The 19,871-nt window shown below is 55.5% G+C and carries 15 protein-coding genes; 8 read left to right on the forward strand and 7 right to left on the reverse strand.

Translation table 11 applies throughout. The features are described from left to right. Positions 1–4 precede the first annotated feature (4 nt). A complete protein-coding gene (locus AC0J4F_RS15315; RefSeq protein WP_473023919.1) occupies positions 5–1,111 on the forward strand; it encodes an alkene reductase in 1,107 nt (368 codons plus the stop codon). Positions 1,112–1,325: 214 nt separating this feature from the next. After that, on the forward strand, positions 1,326–1,589 hold the full coding sequence (locus AC0J4F_RS15320; protein WP_473023920.1) for a PepSY domain-containing protein: 264 nt from the start codon (positions 1,326–1,328) through the stop codon (positions 1,587–1,589). A gap of 31 nt (positions 1,590–1,620) precedes the next feature. On the opposite strand, the gene AC0J4F_RS15325 is transcribed toward AC0J4F_RS15320, so the two are convergent. Both AC0J4F_RS15325 and AC0J4F_RS15330 read right to left on the reverse strand, forming a co-directional pair. Next, positions 1,621–2,871 (reverse strand): GGDEF domain-containing protein, encoded by a 1,251-nt coding sequence (locus AC0J4F_RS15325; protein WP_473023921.1) that lies wholly within the window; start codon positions 2,869–2,871, stop codon positions 1,621–1,623. 167 nt (positions 2,872–3,038) lie between these two features. Then, positions 3,039–4,271, reverse strand: a complete 1,233-nt coding sequence (locus tag AC0J4F_RS15330) for a GGDEF domain-containing protein (protein WP_473023922.1) — start codon at positions 4,269–4,271, stop codon at positions 3,039–3,041. 409 nt (positions 4,272–4,680) lie between these two features. On the opposite strand from AC0J4F_RS15330, the gene AC0J4F_RS15335 reads away from it, so the two are divergent. Then, positions 4,681–5,748, forward strand: coding sequence for a metal-dependent hydrolase (locus AC0J4F_RS15335; protein ID WP_473023923.1), 1,068 nt, complete (start codon positions 4,681–4,683; stop codon positions 5,746–5,748). A 17-nt stretch (positions 5,749–5,765) separates the two neighbouring features. Here AC0J4F_RS15335 and AC0J4F_RS15340 read toward each other — a convergent pair whose 3' ends face one another. Further along, positions 5,766–6,248 carry an Mpo1 family 2-hydroxy fatty acid dioxygenase gene (locus AC0J4F_RS15340; RefSeq protein ID WP_473023924.1) on the reverse strand — a complete coding sequence of 161 codons (483 nt, stop codon included), beginning with the start codon at positions 6,246–6,248 and terminating at the stop codon, positions 5,766–5,768. Between the two features lie 259 nt (positions 6,249–6,507). Between AC0J4F_RS15340 and amt the strand changes: the two genes are divergently transcribed. Then, positions 6,508–9,702: an ammonium transporter gene (gene amt / locus AC0J4F_RS15345; RefSeq protein ID WP_473023925.1), complete on the forward strand. Its 3,195-nt coding sequence runs from the start codon at positions 6,508–6,510 to the stop codon at positions 9,700–9,702. 68 nt (positions 9,703–9,770) lie between these two features. Here amt and AC0J4F_RS15350 read toward each other — a convergent pair whose 3' ends face one another. After that, positions 9,771–10,598, reverse strand: a complete 828-nt coding sequence (locus AC0J4F_RS15350) for a hypothetical protein (protein WP_473023926.1) — start codon at positions 10,596–10,598, stop codon at positions 9,771–9,773. 502 nt (positions 10,599–11,100) lie between these two features. Here AC0J4F_RS15350 and AC0J4F_RS15355 point away from each other — a divergent pair. Continuing rightward, positions 11,101–11,637, forward strand: coding sequence for a PAS domain-containing protein (locus tag AC0J4F_RS15355; RefSeq protein WP_428524954.1), 537 nt, complete (start codon positions 11,101–11,103; stop codon positions 11,635–11,637). A gap of 57 nt (positions 11,638–11,694) precedes the next feature. After that, entirely contained in the window at positions 11,695–12,855 is a 1,161-nt protein-coding gene (locus AC0J4F_RS15360) for a methyl-accepting chemotaxis protein (protein ID WP_473023927.1), read from the forward strand. 65 nt (positions 12,856–12,920) lie between these two features. Here the strand turns inward: AC0J4F_RS15360 and AC0J4F_RS15365 are convergent, their stop codons facing one another. The 3 genes from AC0J4F_RS15365 to AC0J4F_RS15375 form a co-directional block, all read right to left on the reverse strand. Next, complete coding sequence (locus AC0J4F_RS15365) at positions 12,921–13,328, reverse strand: nuclear transport factor 2-like protein (RefSeq protein ID WP_473023928.1); 408 nt, start codon at positions 13,326–13,328, stop codon at positions 12,921–12,923. Between the two features lie 91 nt (positions 13,329–13,419). Beyond that, the gene (locus AC0J4F_RS15370) at positions 13,420–15,600 is read right to left on the reverse strand and encodes an anthranilate synthase component I (protein ID WP_473023929.1); all 2,181 of its coding nucleotides are present in this window, start codon (positions 15,598–15,600) and stop codon (positions 13,420–13,422) included. A 330-nt stretch (positions 15,601–15,930) separates the two neighbouring features. Further along, positions 15,931–16,683 (reverse strand): transporter substrate-binding domain-containing protein, encoded by a 753-nt coding sequence (locus AC0J4F_RS15375; protein ID WP_166672632.1) that lies wholly within the window; start codon positions 16,681–16,683, stop codon positions 15,931–15,933. 253 nt (positions 16,684–16,936) lie between these two features. On the opposite strand from AC0J4F_RS15375, the gene sthA reads away from it, so the two are divergent. Continuing rightward, positions 16,937–18,337 carry a Si-specific NAD(P)(+) transhydrogenase gene (gene sthA / locus AC0J4F_RS15380; protein ID WP_133946988.1) on the forward strand — a complete coding sequence of 467 codons (1,401 nt, stop codon included), beginning with the start codon at positions 16,937–16,939 and terminating at the stop codon, positions 18,335–18,337. A gap of 104 nt (positions 18,338–18,441) precedes the next feature. Next, on the forward strand, positions 18,442–19,863 hold the full coding sequence (locus AC0J4F_RS15385) for an 8-oxoguanine deaminase (protein WP_473023930.1): 1,422 nt from the start codon (positions 18,442–18,444) through the stop codon (positions 19,861–19,863). Positions 19,864–19,871: the final 8 nt, after the last annotated feature.

Raw genomic sequence — 19,871 nt, forward strand, 5'->3', positions numbered from 1 at the left:
CGTGATGTCCGACACCAAACTGTTTTCCCCGGCCAAGGCGGGAGCCATTGAACTGAAAAACCGGATCGTGATGGCGCCGCTGACCCGCAACCGGGCACGTGCGGAGGATGATGCGCCATATGAGCTTCATGCCAAGTATTATGCGCAGCGCGCAGGAGCCGGTTTGATCATTTCCGAAGCTTCTCAAATTTCACCTCAGGGGAAGGGCTATGCCTGGACCCCCGGCATCTATTCGGATGCCCAAATCGAAGGCTGGAGGAAAGTCACAGACGCGGTTCATGCCAAAGGCGGAAAGATCGTCATCCAGCTTTGGCATGTGGGCCGAATTTCCCATCCGGTTCTGCAGCCGGGTGGCGCTGATCCGGTGGCGCCGTCCGCAATTTCTGCGGCGTCGAAGTCGTTTGACGGCACCAGCTTTATCGAAACGACAACACCGCGGGCGCTGGAAACAGATGAAATCGCCGGTATCGTTGAAGACTACCGGAAGGCAACCTTAAATGCGAAGGCGGCCGGGTTCGATGGCGTGGAAATCCATGCGGCAAACGGATACTTGATTGACCAGTTCCTGAAAGATGGCGCAAATCAGCGCACAGACGATTACGGAGGCTCCATCGAAAACCGCACACGATTCCTCAAGGAAGTTGTCGATGCGGTGACCGGGGCCTGGAGTTCGGACCGTGTGGGGATCCGTTTGAGCCCGTTCTCTAACGCCAATAACATTACAGAAAGTGACCCGCAGGCGGTCTTCAGCCATGTGATCAAACTGTTGAATAACTACGGCCTTGCCTATCTGCACTTGGTGGAAGGCCAGACCGGTGGACCGCGGGACGTCCCGGAGGGCGGTGACTTAGCAGCACTTTATGCGTTGTTTGACGGCGCCACGATGGGCAACAATGGTTATGACCGTGACATGGCAATTGCGGCTGTGGACAGCGGTGACCTGGACCTTGTTGCGATTGGCCGTCCGTTCATCTCCAACCCGGACCTTGTGGAGCGTCTTGAAAAGAACGCCCCGCTCAACCCGCTGGATCCGGATACACTCTACGGCGGCGGCGAAAAGGGCTACGTGGATTACCCAAGCCTTGCAGAGAGCGCAGTTGCTGCTGAGTAGGCAGTAAGGTCCGGCTGCCCGGCATCCACAAAATCCAGGGCGGCCCGAAAGAAGCCGGTGCAGACAGCTGCACCGGCTTCTCTTGTTCTGCGCGAGATCCAAACCGTGCGGCAGATGACCAAAGCTTAATGCAAACGCCACCCCGGAGCCGCAATTGAGCCCCCATCTCTAGGTTTCGATGAAACAAGAATTACGGGTATTGGATATGACAAACATGAAGAGTTGGGTGGCAGGGGCCGCTCTCGGAACCGCAGTAATGTTGGCTGCAGGATCTGCACTCGCAGCTGTTGCCGTGGGCGATACGCTTGGGACCAAAGTGTCCGAGATCGCCGCCCAGCTTGAGGACAAGGGTTACACTATTCGCGAGATTGATGTTTCACGCAGCAAGATCGAAGTCGAAGTGACCTTTGATGGCGCGGACTATGAGATTGATGTCGATCGAACCAGCGGCACGGTGATCAAGATCGAGGACGACTAACCCACTGCCGCAGTGACTAACGGTTGGAGGTTTACTGCGCCGGATCCAAGACTTCTTGCTTCTGGCGGCGGGCGAAGGGGGGCTCGTCGCTTGTCGCCGCTACGGGGGCTCCGGTTGCCGCGTGATGCGTCATAATGTTGCTGTGATCGTCTTGCCGCGCTTGGCGCAGGCAAATGCCGGCGATTTCAATTGCACGCTGAATATCGGTGTCGGCGGTGCCCGCAAATATCCCGGCGCTCAAGCGTGCGGAGAACTTGTTACCTGATGCCGACTGGCTCTCCGTAACGAGCATTTTTGAAATCCGGCGCGCGTAGGAGTTCGCCTCAACACCATCGGATAAGGGCATGAACACAACGATCTGGCCGGTTGGCAAGTGACCCGCAACCGCAGTTGAGGGCAATGTGGAACCGGAGATTTTCGCGAAGAGTTTTTGCAAGGCGTCGCGCATGGTTGCACCATAACGCTCTTCGATCTGCCTGAGCTCGTCAATGTCCATCAGGACCAGCGCATATGGGGCGGATGTCGGGGCCAATTGTTCGTAATGTTGCGATGTGGCGCGCATGAAACCACGCTGATTGAGCAAACCCGTTTGCGGATCTTTTTCGGCTTCTTCCCGATACTGATGCCGCTGCATCTCGAAGATTGACATTGTGATCCCGACCAACTTCAAGACGATTGCCGTGATCAGAGCAAGGAAACAGAGCTGCAGAGGCAGAGTTTCGTAGGACTCAAGCAGGGTCGGGTAGTGTTTTTGCAAATGCGCGCCGATCAGGCTGATCCTGACGGCGGCATCCATCGAAAACGCAATCGTTAAAAACCAACTGCTGACCCTGTGATGGTTCAACCGGATGCTTTCCCGGACACATAGCAAGACCCCGAGCAGGCAAAAGCCGTTGATGTAAATGACCCGCAAAAGAATGTCCTCGCGGAAGAACTCAAAAGCATAAAGGCCCAGCCATCCAAGTGTACCTGCGACCGGCAGCCACAGGTATTGCATCTTTCTGCCGTTCAAGAGTGCAATGGCACTTGGCCTCAGACCGAACCCGATGGTCAGGAGGGCGTTTGCCACAATGATGCTGAGCGCATCTGGAATGGCACCGCGTTGACTGATCATTATTGCCGCCGCCGCGGACAAAAAGAGGCAAATTCCCCAAAGCCCCCAACCGGAGCGAACGGATTTCGGAGCGGACCGCATTGCGATCGATAAAACAGTCATGACGACCGCGCCGATCAGATAGGCCAGAGTAACAACCGTAAAGAGAGTTTTGACGTCCAGGTTCATGGCGGGAAAGTCTGAATCAATGAATGTGACGAAAACGGAAGGTGTTGAATCTATACACTACGGACCACCACATGTCCTCGCTAATATTAACGAAGGACTGTTGTTTTGGGAGTTTCCGTGGCCTTAAACGGCGTGTCTGTTATTTCTGAGGGATTACAGGTTTTGCGTTATGAGGTCGCGACCAGGCCGCGCGGCTGGTTCGGCGGGTTCACAATCGTCAGCTCGTCAGAAGGAGCAGTCTTGTCGAGAGCGACATGCCGATTGCGGCCGGTTTTTTTGGCTTTGTAGAGCAGCTGATCGGCGTGATCAAAGGCCTCTTCGAAATCTTGGCTTGTCGTCGCAGTGATGAGACCGGCACTGACTGTAATTCCCGAAACGTCCGACTTTGGACAAATCGCGCATTGCGAAATGACTTCGCGCAGTCTGCCAAGAAGATGGACGGCATCTGCTTTTTCAGTTTGCGGTAAAAGCACAGCGAACTCCTCGCCGCCGATCCGCCCTGGGGGGATTGCGCGGGGAAAGATCGATTTCATGGCAGTCCCAAAGGAGGCAAGCACGCGATCACCGGCAGTATGTCCAAACTGGTCGTTGATCGACTTGAAATGATCAATATCGATCAGGATGAGAGTAAAGGCCTGAGTCTGGTTCGTTGATGAAAACCAGCGTTCAGCCGCCTTTATGAACGCACGCCTGTTTGCAAGACCTGTCAGACTGTCGGTCAAGGCCTGCTTTTCAAACCGGACCTGGATGCGTTCAATGGCCATCGCGACAAAGGAGGCCGACACAATGACAATCGCCACCATCAACAGCACCAAATAGGCCAGTGGCTGTATGGGATTTGCAAAGACTTTAAGGGATTCGTGCTGGTAGATGAGCTGGCTTCCAATCGTCATCAGGTAGGCGGATGCTTCGAGAAAACTGCCGATCGTGAACAACCTTACCGATGAAAGATGCTCCGCGTTTAACCTGAAAACACGCCATACGGAGTACATTGCGGCTGCTAGAAGCATCGATTGGACGAAAATCAGCCGGATTGAAAACGAGCCAAAAAAGTCTGGAACTAGGCAAATGACCAACCAGCCACTCAGGGCCGCAAGTAGCATCCAGCCGCGTACCGGACGTCCGTAAAAAACCGCAATGGCTTCCGGGCGCAAAGCAAAGCCGAGCAAGACCAGAGCGTTAGCAAACGTGATGCTCCAGAATGCTGAGACCTCGGACCGAAAGGCAACGAGAACAGTTCCACACGCAACCAAGAACATGGCAGGTGCATAGATGGCAAATGCCAAGCGTGTTGCCCGGTTGGCTTTCTTCAAACTCACAAGAAACGCCAGCAAAATCAGCGCACTCGCAAATTCTGCTGCTGCCAATGCGATCAGTAGTGTCGGCGTATCCAGTGTCATGCTGCTTTCCGGCTATTGGATCGCGTTCTAAATTTTAAATAGAAGTAATATAATAACGCAACTAAAACGCTTATGTCATTTTTTACATGTAAAGGGTTGGCAAATACCTAACGGTACACAGCTGTTTTCCGCCGAATTGCAGGTTTCTGTTCCGCTAAAACGAGCAGCCGATCCATTGATCAAATGAACTACGGTCTCATTGATGTTCTCGGTTGCCCTGTCTTAACGAGAGCGAGAAGGGCGGCGCGCCGAGTGCCCGTCCTTAGCAACGACACAATCATTTGCCAGACCACAGTGTGCGCCTAACGTGATCTTTTGTGCAATGCGCTACGTACTCCTTGCATCGGCAAACTATTGACCCACTTATCGTAAAACCACCAACGACCGCTCAGGCCATCCGGACCCCTCCATGGATTCAATCACCCAATTCGTACTGGGCGCAGCTGTTTCAACGGCGTGTCTTGGCAAGAAAATCGGTCCAAGGAAAGCAGCGCTTGTTGGCGGCCTATTGGGGACCGTGCCGGACCTGGATGTCCTGATCCCGTTCGCCGACCCGGTCGACAGCTTTGTCTATCACCGTGGATGGACGCACTCCGTGTTTGTTCATGCGCTTGCGGCACCGGTTTTCGGGGAGCTGCTCGTTCGCCTCTTTAGGGGCTTGAGAGACCATCGCTGGCTGACCTACCTGACGGTTTATCTGTGTTTCGCGACTCATGCGATGATTGATGCAATGACGGTCTACGGAACACGCATTTTCTGGCCGATATATCCAGATCCGGTGGGTGTTGGATCGGTGTTCATCATCGATCCGGTCTACTCGCTGCCGCTCATCTTTGTCGTAGTTTGGGCGTTTTTCAAAAGCGACTGGACACAGAGATTTGGGCGGTGGGTCGGCGGCGTTTTGGTTGCGACCAGCGCGTACATGCTGTTGTCGGTCGGAATTCAAGCCTATGTCGAGCAACGAGCGGAGCAGATCTTCGCCAGCCAGGGAGAAGTTCCCGAAAAGATCTTCGCAATTGCAGCGCCGTTTAATATTGCACTTTGGAAAGTGATCGGTCTCGATGAAGACCGCTATCAGAACCTTTACCTGTCGCTCTTTGATGGAGATCAGGAGCCGGAGATTTACACTCATTCGCGCCATCCAGAACTGGTTGCTTGTGTTCAGAACTCGGATGCTTACCGGAAGCTCGATTGGTTCAGCCGGGGTTTCAACCGGGCCGAGATGGTTGATGGTAAGGTGGTGGTTTCAGACCTCCGGATGGGGTTGACCCCGGGTTATGCGTTCCGGTTTGCCGTTGGTGAACAAACGGATCGCGGCATCGTTCCGATGGTTCCTGAACGGGACTTGTCTCTGCGCCGTGCCGACAGCGAAGACTTCGCCTGGCTTGGCGAGCGTTTGAGAGGGCGGCCTGCCATACGGGCGGCCGAAGCGTCAGAGATGCCGGCTGTTACACAGTCTTCCGAGCGCTCGTGCTAGCCTGAAGCGCATTCACGTCAGTATTTGATTCCGGCCTTGCGATACACAAAATGCAGGAGCCACGCCGGTCCGATCAGCAGGAACTGAATGTCCTTGAAAAAGGACGGTTTCTTGCCTTCGATCTTGTGTCCGATGAATTGCCCGAACCATGCGGCTACGAACACCGCCAGCGCTGTTTGCCAGAGCGGCAGCGGCAGACCGTAGCTGGCGTTGATGGCGGAGCAAATTGCCCCTATGACAGCCATGCCTAAGGCAAGTGGAACGGAGAGGGTCAGGTAGTAGAGCGTCGCTAGCGCGATCACCAACGTCGACCAGTTGAGAAACGGCACCGCAAAGAACCACGACGGAACCGGCAAGCTCCAAAGCAATGCGGTGGCGGTCCAGACGATCACGGGAACACAAATCCAGTGAATGAACTTGTTGGTCGCGTTCTGGTGGCTTTCGCTATACTCCGCCAACAAACTGTCAATCCGGCGATTGTTCGCTGCCTGTGTCGCCATGCGCTCCTCCCGTATGCTCATGCACAATTATTATATTGAACATATGTTCAATTAAAATCAACCACTGACTTGTGCTGGTTCGACACTCCTCTACGACCGCGAAGGTGATGAATTGCTTGGAACAAGAAATTCAACAGCCAAGTAATTGCATGAAAGTTGAGCAGAGTGCTGAACTTGTCGGCATTGGCAATATTGGCAAGGCATAATTAATAAATTGCGCGGGATCATGCCGCTCATTCTGGTTTCTTGGGCGGTTGCAATGCGTAAGCTTCGGGTTCAGTTCGAAACTCTTGTTTGGTGTGGAGTTTTTTTCTTTTCGGGTATGTTGCTGCCTGCGCAGGCAGCTTCGGAGAGTTTGCAGCAGCGCCTTGATATGGTCTGGGTGCTGGTTGCTGCAGGGCTGGTTCTTCTGATGCAGCTCGGATTCATGCTGCTTGAAGCGGGCATGGTCCGGTCAAAGAACTCCATCAACGTTGCGCAGAAAAATCTTCTGGATCTTGCTGTTTGCGTGATCATTTTTGCCGTGTTCGGATTTGCAGTGGCGTTTGGGGCAGGCGGCACATGGTTTGCCGGCTACGATGATCGGTTGTTTTTACTGTCGGATGTTACGCCCTGGGCTCTGACCGTGTTCGCCTTCCAGGTCATGTTCTGCGGGACGGCGGCGACAATCATTTCCGGCGCAGTTGCCGAACGCATGCGGCTTCAGGCTTATGTCTGGTGCACGGTCTTAACCGCAGCCGTCATCTACCCGGTCTTTGCCCGTTGGGCGTGGGGCGGCGTTTTGTTCCCGGACGCCGAAGCCTTCCTTGCCGATCGCGGGTTTGTAGATTTTGCAGGGTCAACAGTCGTTCACGGGACAGGCGCCTGGATTGCGTTGGCCGCATGTATCATCCTCGGTCCCCGGATCGGGCGGTTTGACGCCGAGGGCCGAGCTTATCGTATTCAGGGTCACAGCTCTGTTCTGGCGACAACTGGCGCTGTCGCTCTCTTCGTCGGCTGGCTCGGATTCAATGGCGGTTCAACATTGGCCGCCAGTTGGGATGTGCCCAAGATCTTCGCCAACACCGTCTTGGCGGCCGCAGCCGGGACTGCCGCTGGGTATCTGGCCGGCAAGTATCGGGATGGCTTGGTTTTACCGGAAAACTCTATTTCGGGGCTTCTTGGCGGTCTCGTGGCAGTGACTGCCGGGTGTCATATTCTGTCGCCCGGCGGTGCGCTCTTGGTTGGAGCTGCCGGAGGTGCCACAGCGCTGTTTGGAGCGCTTGTTCTCGAACGCTATTTCAGGCTGGATGATCCTGTCGGCGCGATCAGCGTTCACGGATTTGCCGGTGTCATTGGAACGCTTGGCCTAGCCGTTTTGGCACCTGCAGAGACATTGCCACTCGGTGCGCGTGTGCCTCAGCTCTTGGTTCAGCTTCAAGGGATATTGACCAACTTCTTCTGGTGTTTTGGTGTGAGCATCCTGTTCCTTGCGGTGTTGAACAAATATAGCCCGCTGCGTTTGTCACAGCAGGATGAAGACATCGGTCTAAATGAGGCTGAGCATGGGACACGCCTCGGGATCGGACATGTTGAGGATGCGCTCGACAGCCTGATTGCCGGAAAGGCCGATCTTTCCATGCGCCTTCAGGTGTCCAAAGGCGAAGATTCTGAGCGCCTAACCCGGTTGTTCAACGCGCTTATGGATACGGTCCAAAGTCAGGAGCAGGCCCAGTCCCGGGTCGCTGATGCAAAACGGACCCAGGAAGAAGCAGAGCGTCTGTCTGCGCTCGCAAATGCCACCTTCGATGCGATCGTGATTTCTGTCGATGGGCGCATCCTGGACGGCAACAAAACCTTCGAAGAGCTCGTCGGTTATTCGATTTCCGAACTAGAAATGCGCGGTCTCTATGAATTCGTGGAGACCGATGTTGCCGGAACCCTGGAAGATCATCTGATCAAGGCGGAGAAGGAGCCGCGTGAGGTCGTATTCGTCAACCGCGCTGGCGAACGGGTGCCGGTTGAGATTCGGACCCGCGTGATCGCCTACCGCGGTGTTCCAACCCGTGTGTCAGCCCTCGTTGATTTGCGTGAGCGGAAAAAGGCGGAAGCGCAGATCCTTCATCTCGCGCAGCATGATCCCCTGACTGATCTTCCAAATCGGGCTGTCTTCAATGCCGAACTGCAGCAGACACTGCGCCGATGTGAAAAGAACGGGCAGGGCGCAGCGCTGCTGCTTGTTGATCTGGACAAGTTTAAAGACATCAATGATCTGCATGGTCACCCTGCCGGGGATGCAGTTATTCGTGTCACCGCAGAGCGTCTTTTGAGCGCTTGCCGGGGCAGTGACACCGTGGCGCGTCTGGGTGGGGATGAATTCGCCATTATCCAGACGTCGATTTCATTCGCCAATCAGGCGGAAGATATGGCGCACCGTCTGGTTGCCATTCTATCTGAGCCGGTCAATTGCGGACACGGGCTAATTGTGAAGCCAGGGGCCAGCATTGGGGTTGCGATGATCGCTGCAGGTCAAAGCGAGGAGCAGGTCGTTTCGAACGCCGATATTGCCCTCTACAATGCCAAAAGCGCTGGACGGCAGACATATTGCCTGTTCCGAAAGGGCATGGGGGCTGAGGTGCGGCAGCGCCGCGAAATGGAAAAAGGTCTGAACGCGGCTCTCGCTGATGACCAATTCGAGCTCTATTTTCAGCCGCGCCTGAACCTCGCCACGGGGAATATCGTTTCCTATGAAGCGTTGATCCGCTGGAACCATCCAGACCATGGACTTGTCAGCCCAGTGGAGTTTATTCCGGTTGCCGAAAACTCAGGCCAGATCATCGGGATCGGTAAGTTCGTGCTTGAGCGGGCGCTTGCAGTTGCGGCACAGGAGATCCCCACCGGCAACATCAGTTTGAATGTCAGCCCGGTTCAGTTTCGAGACAAGGATTTCATTGAGGATGTTGCAAGGGCCATTCGGGTGTCCGGAATTCCCGCGAACCGGATTGAACTTGAAATCACGGAAAACACCTTGATCGAGGATGATGCACGGGCACTTTCCATTCTGACGAAACTGAAGGATATCGGCGTAAAGATCGCCCTGGATGATTTTGGGGTCGGGTATTCCTCACTCAGTTATCTCAGCCGCTTCCCCTTCGACTGTATCAAGATCGACCGGTCCTTTGTGTTGGAAGCGCAGCAGAACTACAACGCATTGGCGATTATCGAAGCTGTCGTAAGGCTGGGCAAGGCGCTTAACATGCGGATCGTTGCCGAAGGCTTAGAGGACACTGAAAACCTCTGCCTGTTGGCAGCTCAGGGGTGCCATGAAGTGCAAGGGTATCTGATTGGCAAACCTGTTCCAGTCGACAAACTGGTCCGGGTTGCACCCAAGGCTGTATTGGCGGCGTTAGATCGGATCAGGTTTGCCGCTGAACTCGGCAGTGACGATATCCCGCCTGCAGAATTGGCCAGTTGATTCAATCCAAACCGTCAAAGCACTGATTGTTCTGAAGGGGTGCCTGTCTGGATTGATGGCTTGAAACGTCAGTTCGCTTCGTTTTCTGGCAAAGGAGGCACTACGATTGTGCTCAATATGCCAGCCGGATCATGGATCTCAGGAACTTGCGTGCAGTCTTTTTCGTTAGTTTGACTGTCCGACTGCTTTTCTCTCAAGGCGACGCATATCGGGATCGCGGCTTGCCGGGTGCCGGCGGAAGCTGCCCTGATCACGTCGGCTAGTGTTCCCTCAGTGGCTGATAGGGACGCTGCCAGATGTTTGGCGAAAAGGGCGATCGTCCGGTCAGCGGAATAGTTTGCCATTTGTCCGGCTCCAGCAGAAGTCACCAGCGCCTCGGGACGGGCATCCAGATTTGTCGCATGTGTTTCCAAAAGGTCCGGATCGATCGTGTCGGAGTTGCTGGTGTCCAGGATCAAGATCACCTGGCCAGCCGGGACCGTATGGAGCATGGCTGCAAAGGCGGGGGCCGAGATCCATGTCCCCGTTTCAATCGCAAGCTCCGTGCTTTCCGGTTTTTCGTCCGCCCAAAGTTGCAGTATTTGACGGTTCGGCAAGCCAACCTCAGCGGCTGCGTTGGAGATTGACGGTATGTTGGCGTAGATGATGAGCCGGTCGTCTGGCCCTAGTGTGTTGGCGAGCGCCGTGACGGTTTTCTTGAGGCTGTCTGCGGAGGCGCCCTCATTTAACATCAAGTGAAGCCGCGCTTCGGAGAGACCAAACCGTTCTGAAAAAGCCTTCAGAACGGTTTGAACACTGTTCCGGCAAACCTCTACCGATTGTGTCCGCCATGGCGGGCAAATCCCGATACCCAGAACCATGTCGGCGGCTTGGGGTGCTTGTGCAAATGCAGGCATTGAAAGTGGTCGCTCCAATACAGCAAGACCAACTCCGCAGATCAGTGTCAGCAGCAGGCCTAATTGAGCGCCAGTCCTCTTGAATACTGTCACCGCTGTTCCCCGGCGTATCAGCCACTGTGTTCACGCGTCAGCTGTGCGCAATATGTACGCAGCGACCAGAGTCTGTGTGCACATTATCGCGAAACCCGTTTGCGCAAAACCTGCATTGGAAAAATTATGCATTTTATTTACCTGGAAAATACTGAACGTTTTACGCGAGTTATCTCGCAAGGGAAGGTTCCGTATGCTGGATTTCAAGGGAATTGGCGTTAGGGTTTTTTGAATTTAGTCTGGTCATCTGAATGATCCAGAGTATAGACAAGTTTTACACTGCTTGTTGCTGAATAGTGGCAATTGTGACCGCCTCATTTATTCAAAATTAATTTTAGTCGGGAGATACTCAGCACCAGTTTTTTTCGGACTGCTGACAAGGTCAGCACGTAGCAGCTGGGGTTTTCCGGTGCCAAAAAATGCCTTCCTAACGGGACGCGAGCGAACGTTTCACAGAGACGATGTCATCGTCAGCAAAACGGACCTCAAGGGCCGCATAACCTATGCCAATCGGGTTTTTCTGGACGTTGCCGGTTACACGGAAAAAGAAGTTCTGGGGCAGCCACATAGCCTGATCCGCCATCCTGAGATGCCTCGATGTGTATTCAAGCTGTTGTGGTCCACACTCGAAGCCGGGCAGGAGATCTTTGCCTACGTTGTAAACCGTTGCAAGAATGGCGATCACTACTGGGTTTACGCCCATGTGACCCCGAGTTTTGACGCGTCTGGTAAAATCATCAGCTATCATTCCAACCGGCGCGTTCCCGACATGGCAATCGTAAACGAGCACATCATTCCGCTCTACAAGATGCTTCTTGAAGAAGAAAAGCGTCATGCAAGCCGTAAAGATGGCATGCTGGCCAGCGAGCAGATGGTGTTGGGGCTGCTTGAGCAGCATGGGATCGCTTACGACGAATTTGTCGCGACACTGGGTAAGGCGGCTTAATCACCGGAGCAGCCTTCAGGCAGGCGACCGGATAGGAATAGGTTTGGGAATAGGCAGATGATCGGTGGATTGAGCAAGGCGTCACTGCGCAAGGCGACCAAGGTGTGCAAGGCAGTAGCCGCGGGCGATTTCGAAGCCCGTATCACTGGAATTACCGAAACTGGAGAGGCAGCAGAACTCATGCATGCCATCAATCTTCTGATCGACCGCACCGACGCCTACTTGCGTGAATCGAAAGCCTGCCTCGATTATGTCGGGCGCAATCAGCATTTCCGCATGATCTCTGAAACCGGAATGGTTGGCGGGTTCGCAAGTGCCGCCAACAGCATCAACAAGGCGACCGTTGCGATTAAGGAAAAGCACGACGCCTTCTGCGATCTTGCCGAACAGTTCGAAACCCGGCTCAAGGACGTGGTCGAGACTGTTACGCATTCCGTTCAGGAGCTGAACACTGTTTCAACGGGGGTTGCTGCGGCCAGCGCGACTGTCAACGAACAGTCCACCGTTGTCGCTTCAGCGGCAGAGCAGACTTCGGCGAACATGCAAAGCGTGTCGTCGGCAACGGAAGAACTCGCCAGCTCTGTAAGGGAAATCAATCGCCAAGTGTACTCCGCGTCGGAAACGGCAGCAGGGGCTGTTTCCAAATCCGAGACCATGAATCGTGAAATTGGCAGCCTTGCGAAGATGTCCTCGGATATTGGTGAAGTTGTTCAGTTGATTACAGATATTGCTGCGCAGACAAATCTTCTGGCGTTGAACGCGACGATTGAGGCGGCACGGGCCGGCGAGCATGGGCGCGGGTTTGCGATCGTTGCTCAAGAGGTCAAGGCGCTTTCCGGCCAAACGGCGGAGGCAACGCAGACGATCAACGTCCAGATTTCCGGTTTGCAAGGGGCAACAAAGAACGCCGTCGCGGCCAGTGAAGAGATCAGTCTTGCCATTGATCAGGTCAACAAGGTTTCAACGGCCATTGCGTCGTCGGTCGAGGAGCAGGCCGCAGCCACGGGCGAGATCGCTCAGAACATTGACGAAGTCGCCTCTGGTGTTGCTGAAGTCAGCAGCAGCATTGCAAACGTTCGGGCGGCTACGGCGGAAAGCAAGCAGATCAGCGACCGCGTGCTTGTGGAAGCCGAAACCCTAAACGCTCAGGAAGTCCAGCTGCGTTCGCTTCGCGAGGATATGCGTCACTTCCTGGCAACCGCGACAAAGGTGGGCTAACCTAGGTAAGCTCTGCGTAGAAATCGGTTGCGGACGTGACGCGCAGCTGAGGCTCCCGTCAGGTTTTAGGCTGATTTCGCAGCTTCGAGTTCTGCCATCATCGAAGCCCGAACTTTCTCCAGGGCCTTGAGAGGCCGGAGCATGACCTTGAACTCAGTGATTTGGCCAGCTTCGTTGAACGTCATCATATCGACGCCGTTGATGTGAATTCCGTCGATCTCTGTCTCAAACTCCAGCACGGCATCATGTCCATGCTCGAGAATCCGGCAGTATTTGAACTTTCCCTCCTTCAAAAGCACCGTGAACGCGCTCGCAAGATAGAGGAAGGTCAGCTGTTTTCCCTTTTGCGGAGTGTGCATGACGGGGCTGTAGAAGACACAATCCTCCGCAAGAATTTGGTTGAGGACCTTGCATTTGTCTGCCCCCTCAAGGCCGCTGAGCCAGAGGGAGAGGTGATCGGAATACTGGGTCATGGATCCTCCCGCAAAAACAAAAAGCTGCAGAATGGTATCCTGCAGCTTTTGAGTGGTAAATCCGTGACGCTAGGACAGCTGAGCAAAAAACTCAGGCGCTCTCGGCGAACTGTCTGCTCTGCACCAGCCGGGACACGACGTTTTCTATGATCTTGTGCCCGGCGTCCTGATCCAGCGACATGATGGATTCTGGATGGAACTGAACGGCGGCGATCGCTTCTTTCTGATGCTCGATTGCCATCACGACACCATCTTCTGTTTCCGCCGTTACCCGGATGTCGCTGGGCAATGTGTCCCGTTTGGCGAAAAGCGAATGATAGCGGCCGACGATCACGGGAGCGTTCAGGCCATCGAAGACGAGTGAGTTGCCCAGCAACGAGATCGGTGATGGCTTGCCGTGCATCGGCACATCTAATTGGCCGAGTTCCGCGCCGAAATACTCCGATAGTGCCTGAAGGCCGAGACAAACGCCAAAGATCGGCAGGTTTCGCGCCCGCGCGCGTCCAATCGTGGCTGCACAATCAAAATCCTTCGGATTGCCGGGACCGGGGGACAGGACCACGAGATCCGGGTTCACATCGTGAAACACATGATCTGCCACCGGGGTCCGATAGGTAACAACCTCGGCACCTGTCTGGCGGAAGTAATTTGCCAGCGTGTGCACGAAACTGTCTTCGTGGTCGACCAGGAGGATTTTCAAGCCCCTGCCGGGTTTTTTAACGTCGCCAGCGGCCGTTGTCTTGGTCGCAAGACCAGCTTCGCGGACGGCGGCCCGCATCGCTTCGGCCTTCAGTTCGGTCTCCGCTTCCTCATCTTCGGGAATGCTGTCGTAGAGCAGCGTTGCGCCGGCCCGGATCTGGGCAACGCCGTCCTTGATACGAACGGTGCGCAACGTCAGCCCCGTATTCATGTCGCCATTGAACAGAACCGCACCAATCGCCCCGCCATACCAGGCGCGTGGAGACTTCTCGTGATCTTCAATGAACTGCATGGCCCAGCGTTTGGGTGCACCGGTGACGGTCACAGCCCAGGTATGCGAGAGGAATGCGTCCAGGGCATCCATGTCCTCGCGCAACGTGCCTTCGATATGGTCCACCGTGTGGATGAGGCGCGAATACATCTCGATCTGACGGCGCCCGATCACCTTGACGGATCCGGGGACACAGACACGGCTCTTATCGTTGCGGTCGACGTCGGAGCACATCGTCAACTCCGCTTCATCCTTGGCCGAATTCAAAAGCTTGCGGATCTGTGCCTCATCCTCAATCGCGTTCTTGCCGCGCCGGATGGTGCCTGAAATCGGACACGTCTCAACCCGGCGGCCACCGGTGACCCGGACATACATCTCCGGCGATGCGCCGACGAGATACTCGTCATTGCCAAGGTTGAAAAAGAAGGAGTAGGGCGAGGGGTTGATCTGTGCGAGACGTCGGGACACCGCTGAGGGCGGGTTCGGGCAGGACTCATAAAACACCTGTCCCGGCACGGTTTCGAAGAGATCTCCCCGGCGGAAATAGTCCTTCGCCTCTTCGACAAGGCGTGCATATTCGCCCGGTTCATGGTCGCCGCGGCCTGGATCCTGGTTCGCAGGGGTGTACTGACGTTTTTCGCCGCTGCGCTCAAGGCCTTTCGTGCTGCGGCCGTTGACGACAAAATCGTATTCCAGAACATAGGCACGTTTGCCGTGGTGGTCGACAATGAGAATTTCGTCGGGCAGGAACAGAACAACATCCCGCTGGTCGTCTGGCCGGTCGCGTTTCAAATCGATCGGTTCGAACTGAAACGCGACATCATAGCCAAAAGCGCCATAGAGGCCGAGCTGATCGTCATTGCAGGCAAACAGGTCTTTCAGAGCCCGCACGATCGAGAAAGTTGACGGCTGACGGGAGCGCTCTTCTTCCTGGAAATCGCGATCTGGTTTCTTGACCGTCAGGTCGATGCGCTCGTCGGTCTCTGCAAAGTGCTCGACATCTTCATGGGTTTTCAGAGCCTTGGAGATCGCTGGCATCAAAATCTTGCCGCGGTCGTTCAATGCACGGATTTCGACGGTCCGGTCTGCTGCCTCCATGACGAGAGGCGGATTGACCAGCGCCATGTCCCAACGGGTGTACCGGCCGGGATATTCATAGGACGAGGCAAGAACGGCCCCGCGCTCTGAGTCCAGCCGGTCGATCCATTCCGATGTCCCAGTTTCGTAATCGGAGGGGCGGGAGCTGCGCAGGATGGTGATCCCGCTCTCTGTTACGAAACTCTGGTCTGCCAGTTGCGGCATGGTATGTCCCCGTCTTTTTTGGCCTTTGAGCGGAACCCGTACGGCCCAACAAAGCACCAAGGCCGCCAGCGGGTTCCCGCGGCGGCCTTGGTTGAAACTTGTCGATCTTGTCAGAGCATGAGAGATCGCTGGCCGCCTATATTGCGCCGCGCCACCACCAAGCTGCTTTCAAGGTTTTCATCATGCCAACACCGTTAGAGGATGGCGCCGGCAATGGCAATGAAAAAGTGCCATTCCAAGGATTGCTGGAGGAAACGCCAGCAGACCGCGCTCCCCGATCAGCTGTGCTGGGCTAGCGCAAGACGAGATGTTTGGCAGGAGTGGCCGCGTTCAGTTCGGCACTTTTGTGGGTTGGCCTTGCGAGGTCGGGACGATCCAGTCCCGCAGGCCGTACCGCTGCATGATCTGCGAAAGTTCGCCGGAATTGCGAAGCCGGTGCATGCCGTCCGACAGAGCTTTTGCAATCTCGTGCGAATTGGCATGAGCGGGCGAAAGGGCAATGAACAAATCGTCTTGCGTGAAGGTTTTCTCAAGCCTGAAACGGTCAGCCAGTCCCATCTCCTCCGCCTTGTATGAAAACGTGTTGATGTCCTCCAGCATATAATCGAGACGTCCAGCAGCTAGGGTTCTTATGTTTTGTTCCAGCGCGTTGTTGCCGCCGGTCCGGACAACTTCAGAATAGCGATTGACTGATGCCTCGATTTCCTCGCCGTATCCATAGTCGATGATCAACCCGGCTCGCTTGTCTTTCAAAGAACTCGGCCCGTCATAGCGCCATGGATCATCTTTAGCGACGAACATGCCAATCGTGTATCGGCCTTGCGCTTCGCTGGGGAACACAAAACCAGTGGCCTCTTCGGGAGTGCCGGCAAAGACGCCGTCAAACCGGCCTTGCCGGGCAAACAGAAGGGCTCTTGCCCAGGTTATCTGTTGATAGCGCACCTCGTAGCCAAGCGGTTCCAGAATTCGACTGGCAATTTCTACCATATAGCCTGGGCGCTCACTGCCGGGTTCACAGTTGACCGGGCACCATTCGTCTGCGGCGAATGTGAGTGTCTGTGCGAATGCAGAAGCATTCAACATCAACAACATAAAGATGAAATGGCAGGCCAATTTAGCCCGCCGCAGGCGTAGCACGTGCGTCCTCGAGTCAGTTTCTAACGCGTGGCAACAGTTTATTTGAGCTCGCGTGATAAATCCAGCAACCGGACTTGAGCGGAGTTACCGCCGAGCAACGGGTTGACCTTGGGCGAAGGATCATGTTTGTGCGGTGCGACATAAAATGTAGTGCGGTATTTGGACGGATTCGCATTCGCAAGAGGTATGTGAGGGGCACATGGATCATTTTGATCTGATCGTTATCGGGAGCGGACCCGCGGGGCGCCGGGCGGCTATTCAGGCTGCGAAATTCGGATACGAGGTTCTTGTTGTCGAAAGGGGCCGCCGGGTTGGTGGTGTCTCGGTCCACACCGGAACAATCCCGTCCAAGACCTTGCGGGAAACCGTGCTGAATCTCACCGGTTGGCGAGAGCGCGGCTTCTATGGCCGGTCTTACCGCGTTAAACAAGACATCTCGGCGGGTGATCTCAGAGCACGCCTTCATATGACGCTTGATCACGAAGTCGAAGTTCTCGAGCTGCAATTTGCCCGAAACAAAGTGTCAACGGTGTACGGCGAAGCGCGGTTAGTATCGCCCGAGAGAATTGAGGTCAAGAGCGAAGAAGGCGACGTGAAGCTCTTCTCCGCTGACAAGTTCATTCTTGCGGTCGGAACCAAGCCGTTCCGGCCTGACTATGTGCCATTTGACGGAGAATTCGTCCTCGACAGTGACGAAATACTGGAGTTGAACCAATTGCCCCGCTCGATCGCTGTGATCGGGGCCGGTGTCATCGGAGTGGAGTACGCTTCGATTTTTTCCGCGCTTGATGTGGCCGTGACGCTGGTCGAGCCTCGAGACACCATGCTTGATTTTCTCGATCACGAGCTTGTCAGCGATTTCACGCACCAGCTTCGGGATCGCGGTATCGCGATGCGCTTTGGCTCGAAAGTGAAAAGCATCGAAAAACATGGTGCGGGAGACTGCGAGATCTTTCTTGAAGGCGGCCGGAGTGTGCGGTCCAACGTGATCCTCTTTGCAGCTGGCCGGATGGGCGCGACACCATCGCTCAATCTCGAGGCGTGCGGACTTGAGGTCGATCATCGCGGCCGCTTGAAGGTGGATCCAGTCACCTTTCAGACAAGCGTGCCGCACATTTATGCGGCTGGCGATGTCATCGGGTTCCCAAGTCTTGCGTCCACCTCCATGGAGCAGGGGCGGATTGCGGCCTGTCAGGCGCTGGGTGAGAAGGCCTACGATCCTCCGGAGTATTTTCCATACGGGATTTATGCTGTTCCGGAGATATCGACCGTCGGCATGACCGAGGAAGAGATAAAGGAACGCGGCATTCCCTATGAATGCGGGATCGCCCGGTTCCGGGAAACCTCAAGGGGGCAGATCATGGGCCTCGATACCGGCATGCTGAAAATGATTTTCTCATTGAAAACCAGACGCTTGCTGGGGTGTCACATCGTGGGTGAGGGGGCAACGGAGCTGGTCCACATCGGCCAGGCTGTTTTGAACCTGAAGGGCACCCTGGAATACTTTGTCGAAAACACGTTCAACTACCCGACTTTGGCGGAAGCCTACAAGATTGCCGCCCTGGACGCCTGGAACAGAATGGGTCCCTTGAAAAACTGATATTCCAAGGTTTGGCTTGAAAGAGTTCCAGAGCACTGGCCGTGGTCTTGGGCTGATCCAACGGCTAGGGTGACGCACATTCGATTCTGCCTGAAAGACTGCTCATGCCCGAGACGCTGCTCCTCAAGAACGCCGATATGCTGGTCACTATGGATGGCGAGCGGCGGGAAATCGCCGGTGGCGGGCTCTATGCGGTGGACGGCGTCATCCAGCAAGTCGGGCCGTCCGATGACCTGCCCAAGCATGCGGACAAGGTCATTGACGCCTCTGACCAGATTGTCCTTCCCGGATTCGTCAACACTCATCACCATCTCAACCAGACGCTGACGCGCAATCTACCGGCAGCGCAGAACAACAACCTGTTTCCCTGGCTGCAGGCGCACTACCGGGTTTGGGCGCGCACCGATCCGGAGGCTTCGCGCGCCAGCACGCTGATCGGTCTGGCCGAACTGGCGCTGTCCGGCTGTACCACTGTTTTTGATCACACCTATCTCTTCCAGAGCGGTAACAAGGTCGATTACCAGATCGAAGCGGCCCGGGAGCTTGGGGTCCGGTTCCACGCAAGCCGTGGATCCATGTCGCTCGGAGAGAGCAAAGGCGGTTTACCGCCCGACGAGTGTGTCGAAGATGAAGAATTCATCCTAAACGACACGGTTCGGGTCATCGACCGCTACCATGATGCGGCGGACGGGGCGATGACGCGGGTGGTGGTCGCACCTTGCTCCCCGTTTTCTGTATCGGAGGATCTCTTGCGGGAGAGTGCCGCGCTTGCCCGCGATAAAATGGTCATGCTGCACACGCATCTCTGCGAAACGATGGATGAAGAACGCTACACTCTGGAGCGGTTTGGCAAGCGCCCGGTCGAATGGATGGAAGGTCTTGACTGGACCGGTCCGGATGTCTGGTTTGCCCATGCGATCCATGTCGATGACGATGAAATCCGTCTCTTTGCCAAGACCGGCTGCGGCGCCGCGCATTGCCCCTGTTCCAACATGCGGCTCGCGTCGGGAATTGCACCGGTGAAAAAATATATGGCTGCGGGTGTGAAAGTTGGTCTTGGTGTTGATGGGGCCGCAAGCAACGACAGTTCCAATATGCTGATGGAAGCCCGCCAGGCGATGCTGCTCGCGCGGTTGCAGCTCGGACTTCAGCCGCCGGAAGGCCCAAGCAAATACGCCCTGCTGCCACCGGCGCACCCGCTTCGGGCCGGGGAGTGGATGACGGCCCGGGAAGCCCTGGAGCTTGCCACACTGGGCGGCGCTTCCGTATTGGGCCGAAATGACATTGGATCATTGGAAACAGGCAAGTGTGCTGATTTCTTCACACTTGACTTGAATACGATTGGGTTTGCCGGAGCGCTTCACGACCCGGTCGCAGCCGTGGTCTTTTGTGCGCCTCAAACCGCAAAAACAACGGTGATCAACGGCAAGGTCATTGTTGAAGAAGGCTGGATCACGACCATGGACATGGTTCCGGTTATTGAGACTCATAACCGGTTGAGCCTGAAACTGGCCGAGGGGCTCTGAAGGCTGGC

The sequence above is a fragment of the Roseibium sp. R5 genome (genome assembly GCF_055755305.1).

Excerpts from the sequence above, each read along its gene's own strand:
- AC0J4F_RS15360 (WP_473023927.1), top strand. The coding sequence starts at position 11,695 with ATGATCGGTGGATTGAGCAAGGCGTCACTGCGCAAGGCGACCAAGGTG.
- AC0J4F_RS15325 (WP_473023921.1), bottom strand. The coding sequence starts at position 2,871 with ATGAACCTGGACGTCAAAACTCTCTTTACGGTTGTTACTCTGGCCTAT.
- sthA (WP_133946988.1), top strand. The coding sequence starts at position 16,937 with ATGGATCATTTTGATCTGATCGTTATCGGGAGCGGACCCGCGGGGCGC.
- AC0J4F_RS15315 (WP_473023919.1), top strand. The coding sequence starts at position 5 with ATGTCCGACACCAAACTGTTTTCCCCGGCCAAGGCGGGAGCCATTGAA.
- AC0J4F_RS15365 (WP_473023928.1), bottom strand. The coding sequence starts at position 13,328 with ATGACCCAGTATTCCGATCACCTCTCCCTCTGGCTCAGCGGCCTTGAG.
- amt (WP_473023925.1), top strand. The coding sequence starts at position 6,508 with ATGCGTAAGCTTCGGGTTCAGTTCGAAACTCTTGTTTGGTGTGGAGTT.
- AC0J4F_RS15385 (WP_473023930.1), top strand. The coding sequence starts at position 18,442 with ATGCCCGAGACGCTGCTCCTCAAGAACGCCGATATGCTGGTCACTATG.
- AC0J4F_RS15350 (WP_473023926.1), bottom strand. The coding sequence starts at position 10,598 with ATGCCTGCATTTGCACAAGCACCCCAAGCCGCCGACATGGTTCTGGGT.
- AC0J4F_RS15330 (WP_473023922.1), bottom strand. The coding sequence starts at position 4,271 with ATGACACTGGATACGCCGACACTACTGATCGCATTGGCAGCAGCAGAA.
- AC0J4F_RS15320 (WP_473023920.1), top strand. The coding sequence starts at position 1,326 with ATGAAGAGTTGGGTGGCAGGGGCCGCTCTCGGAACCGCAGTAATGTTG.
- AC0J4F_RS15375 (WP_166672632.1), bottom strand. The coding sequence starts at position 16,683 with ATGTTGAATGCTTCTGCATTCGCACAGACACTCACATTCGCCGCAGAC.
- AC0J4F_RS15335 (WP_473023923.1), top strand. The coding sequence starts at position 4,681 with ATGGATTCAATCACCCAATTCGTACTGGGCGCAGCTGTTTCAACGGCG.
- AC0J4F_RS15340 (WP_473023924.1), bottom strand. The coding sequence starts at position 6,248 with ATGGCGACACAGGCAGCGAACAATCGCCGGATTGACAGTTTGTTGGCG.
- AC0J4F_RS15370 (WP_473023929.1), bottom strand. The coding sequence starts at position 15,600 with ATGCCGCAACTGGCAGACCAGAGTTTCGTAACAGAGAGCGGGATCACC.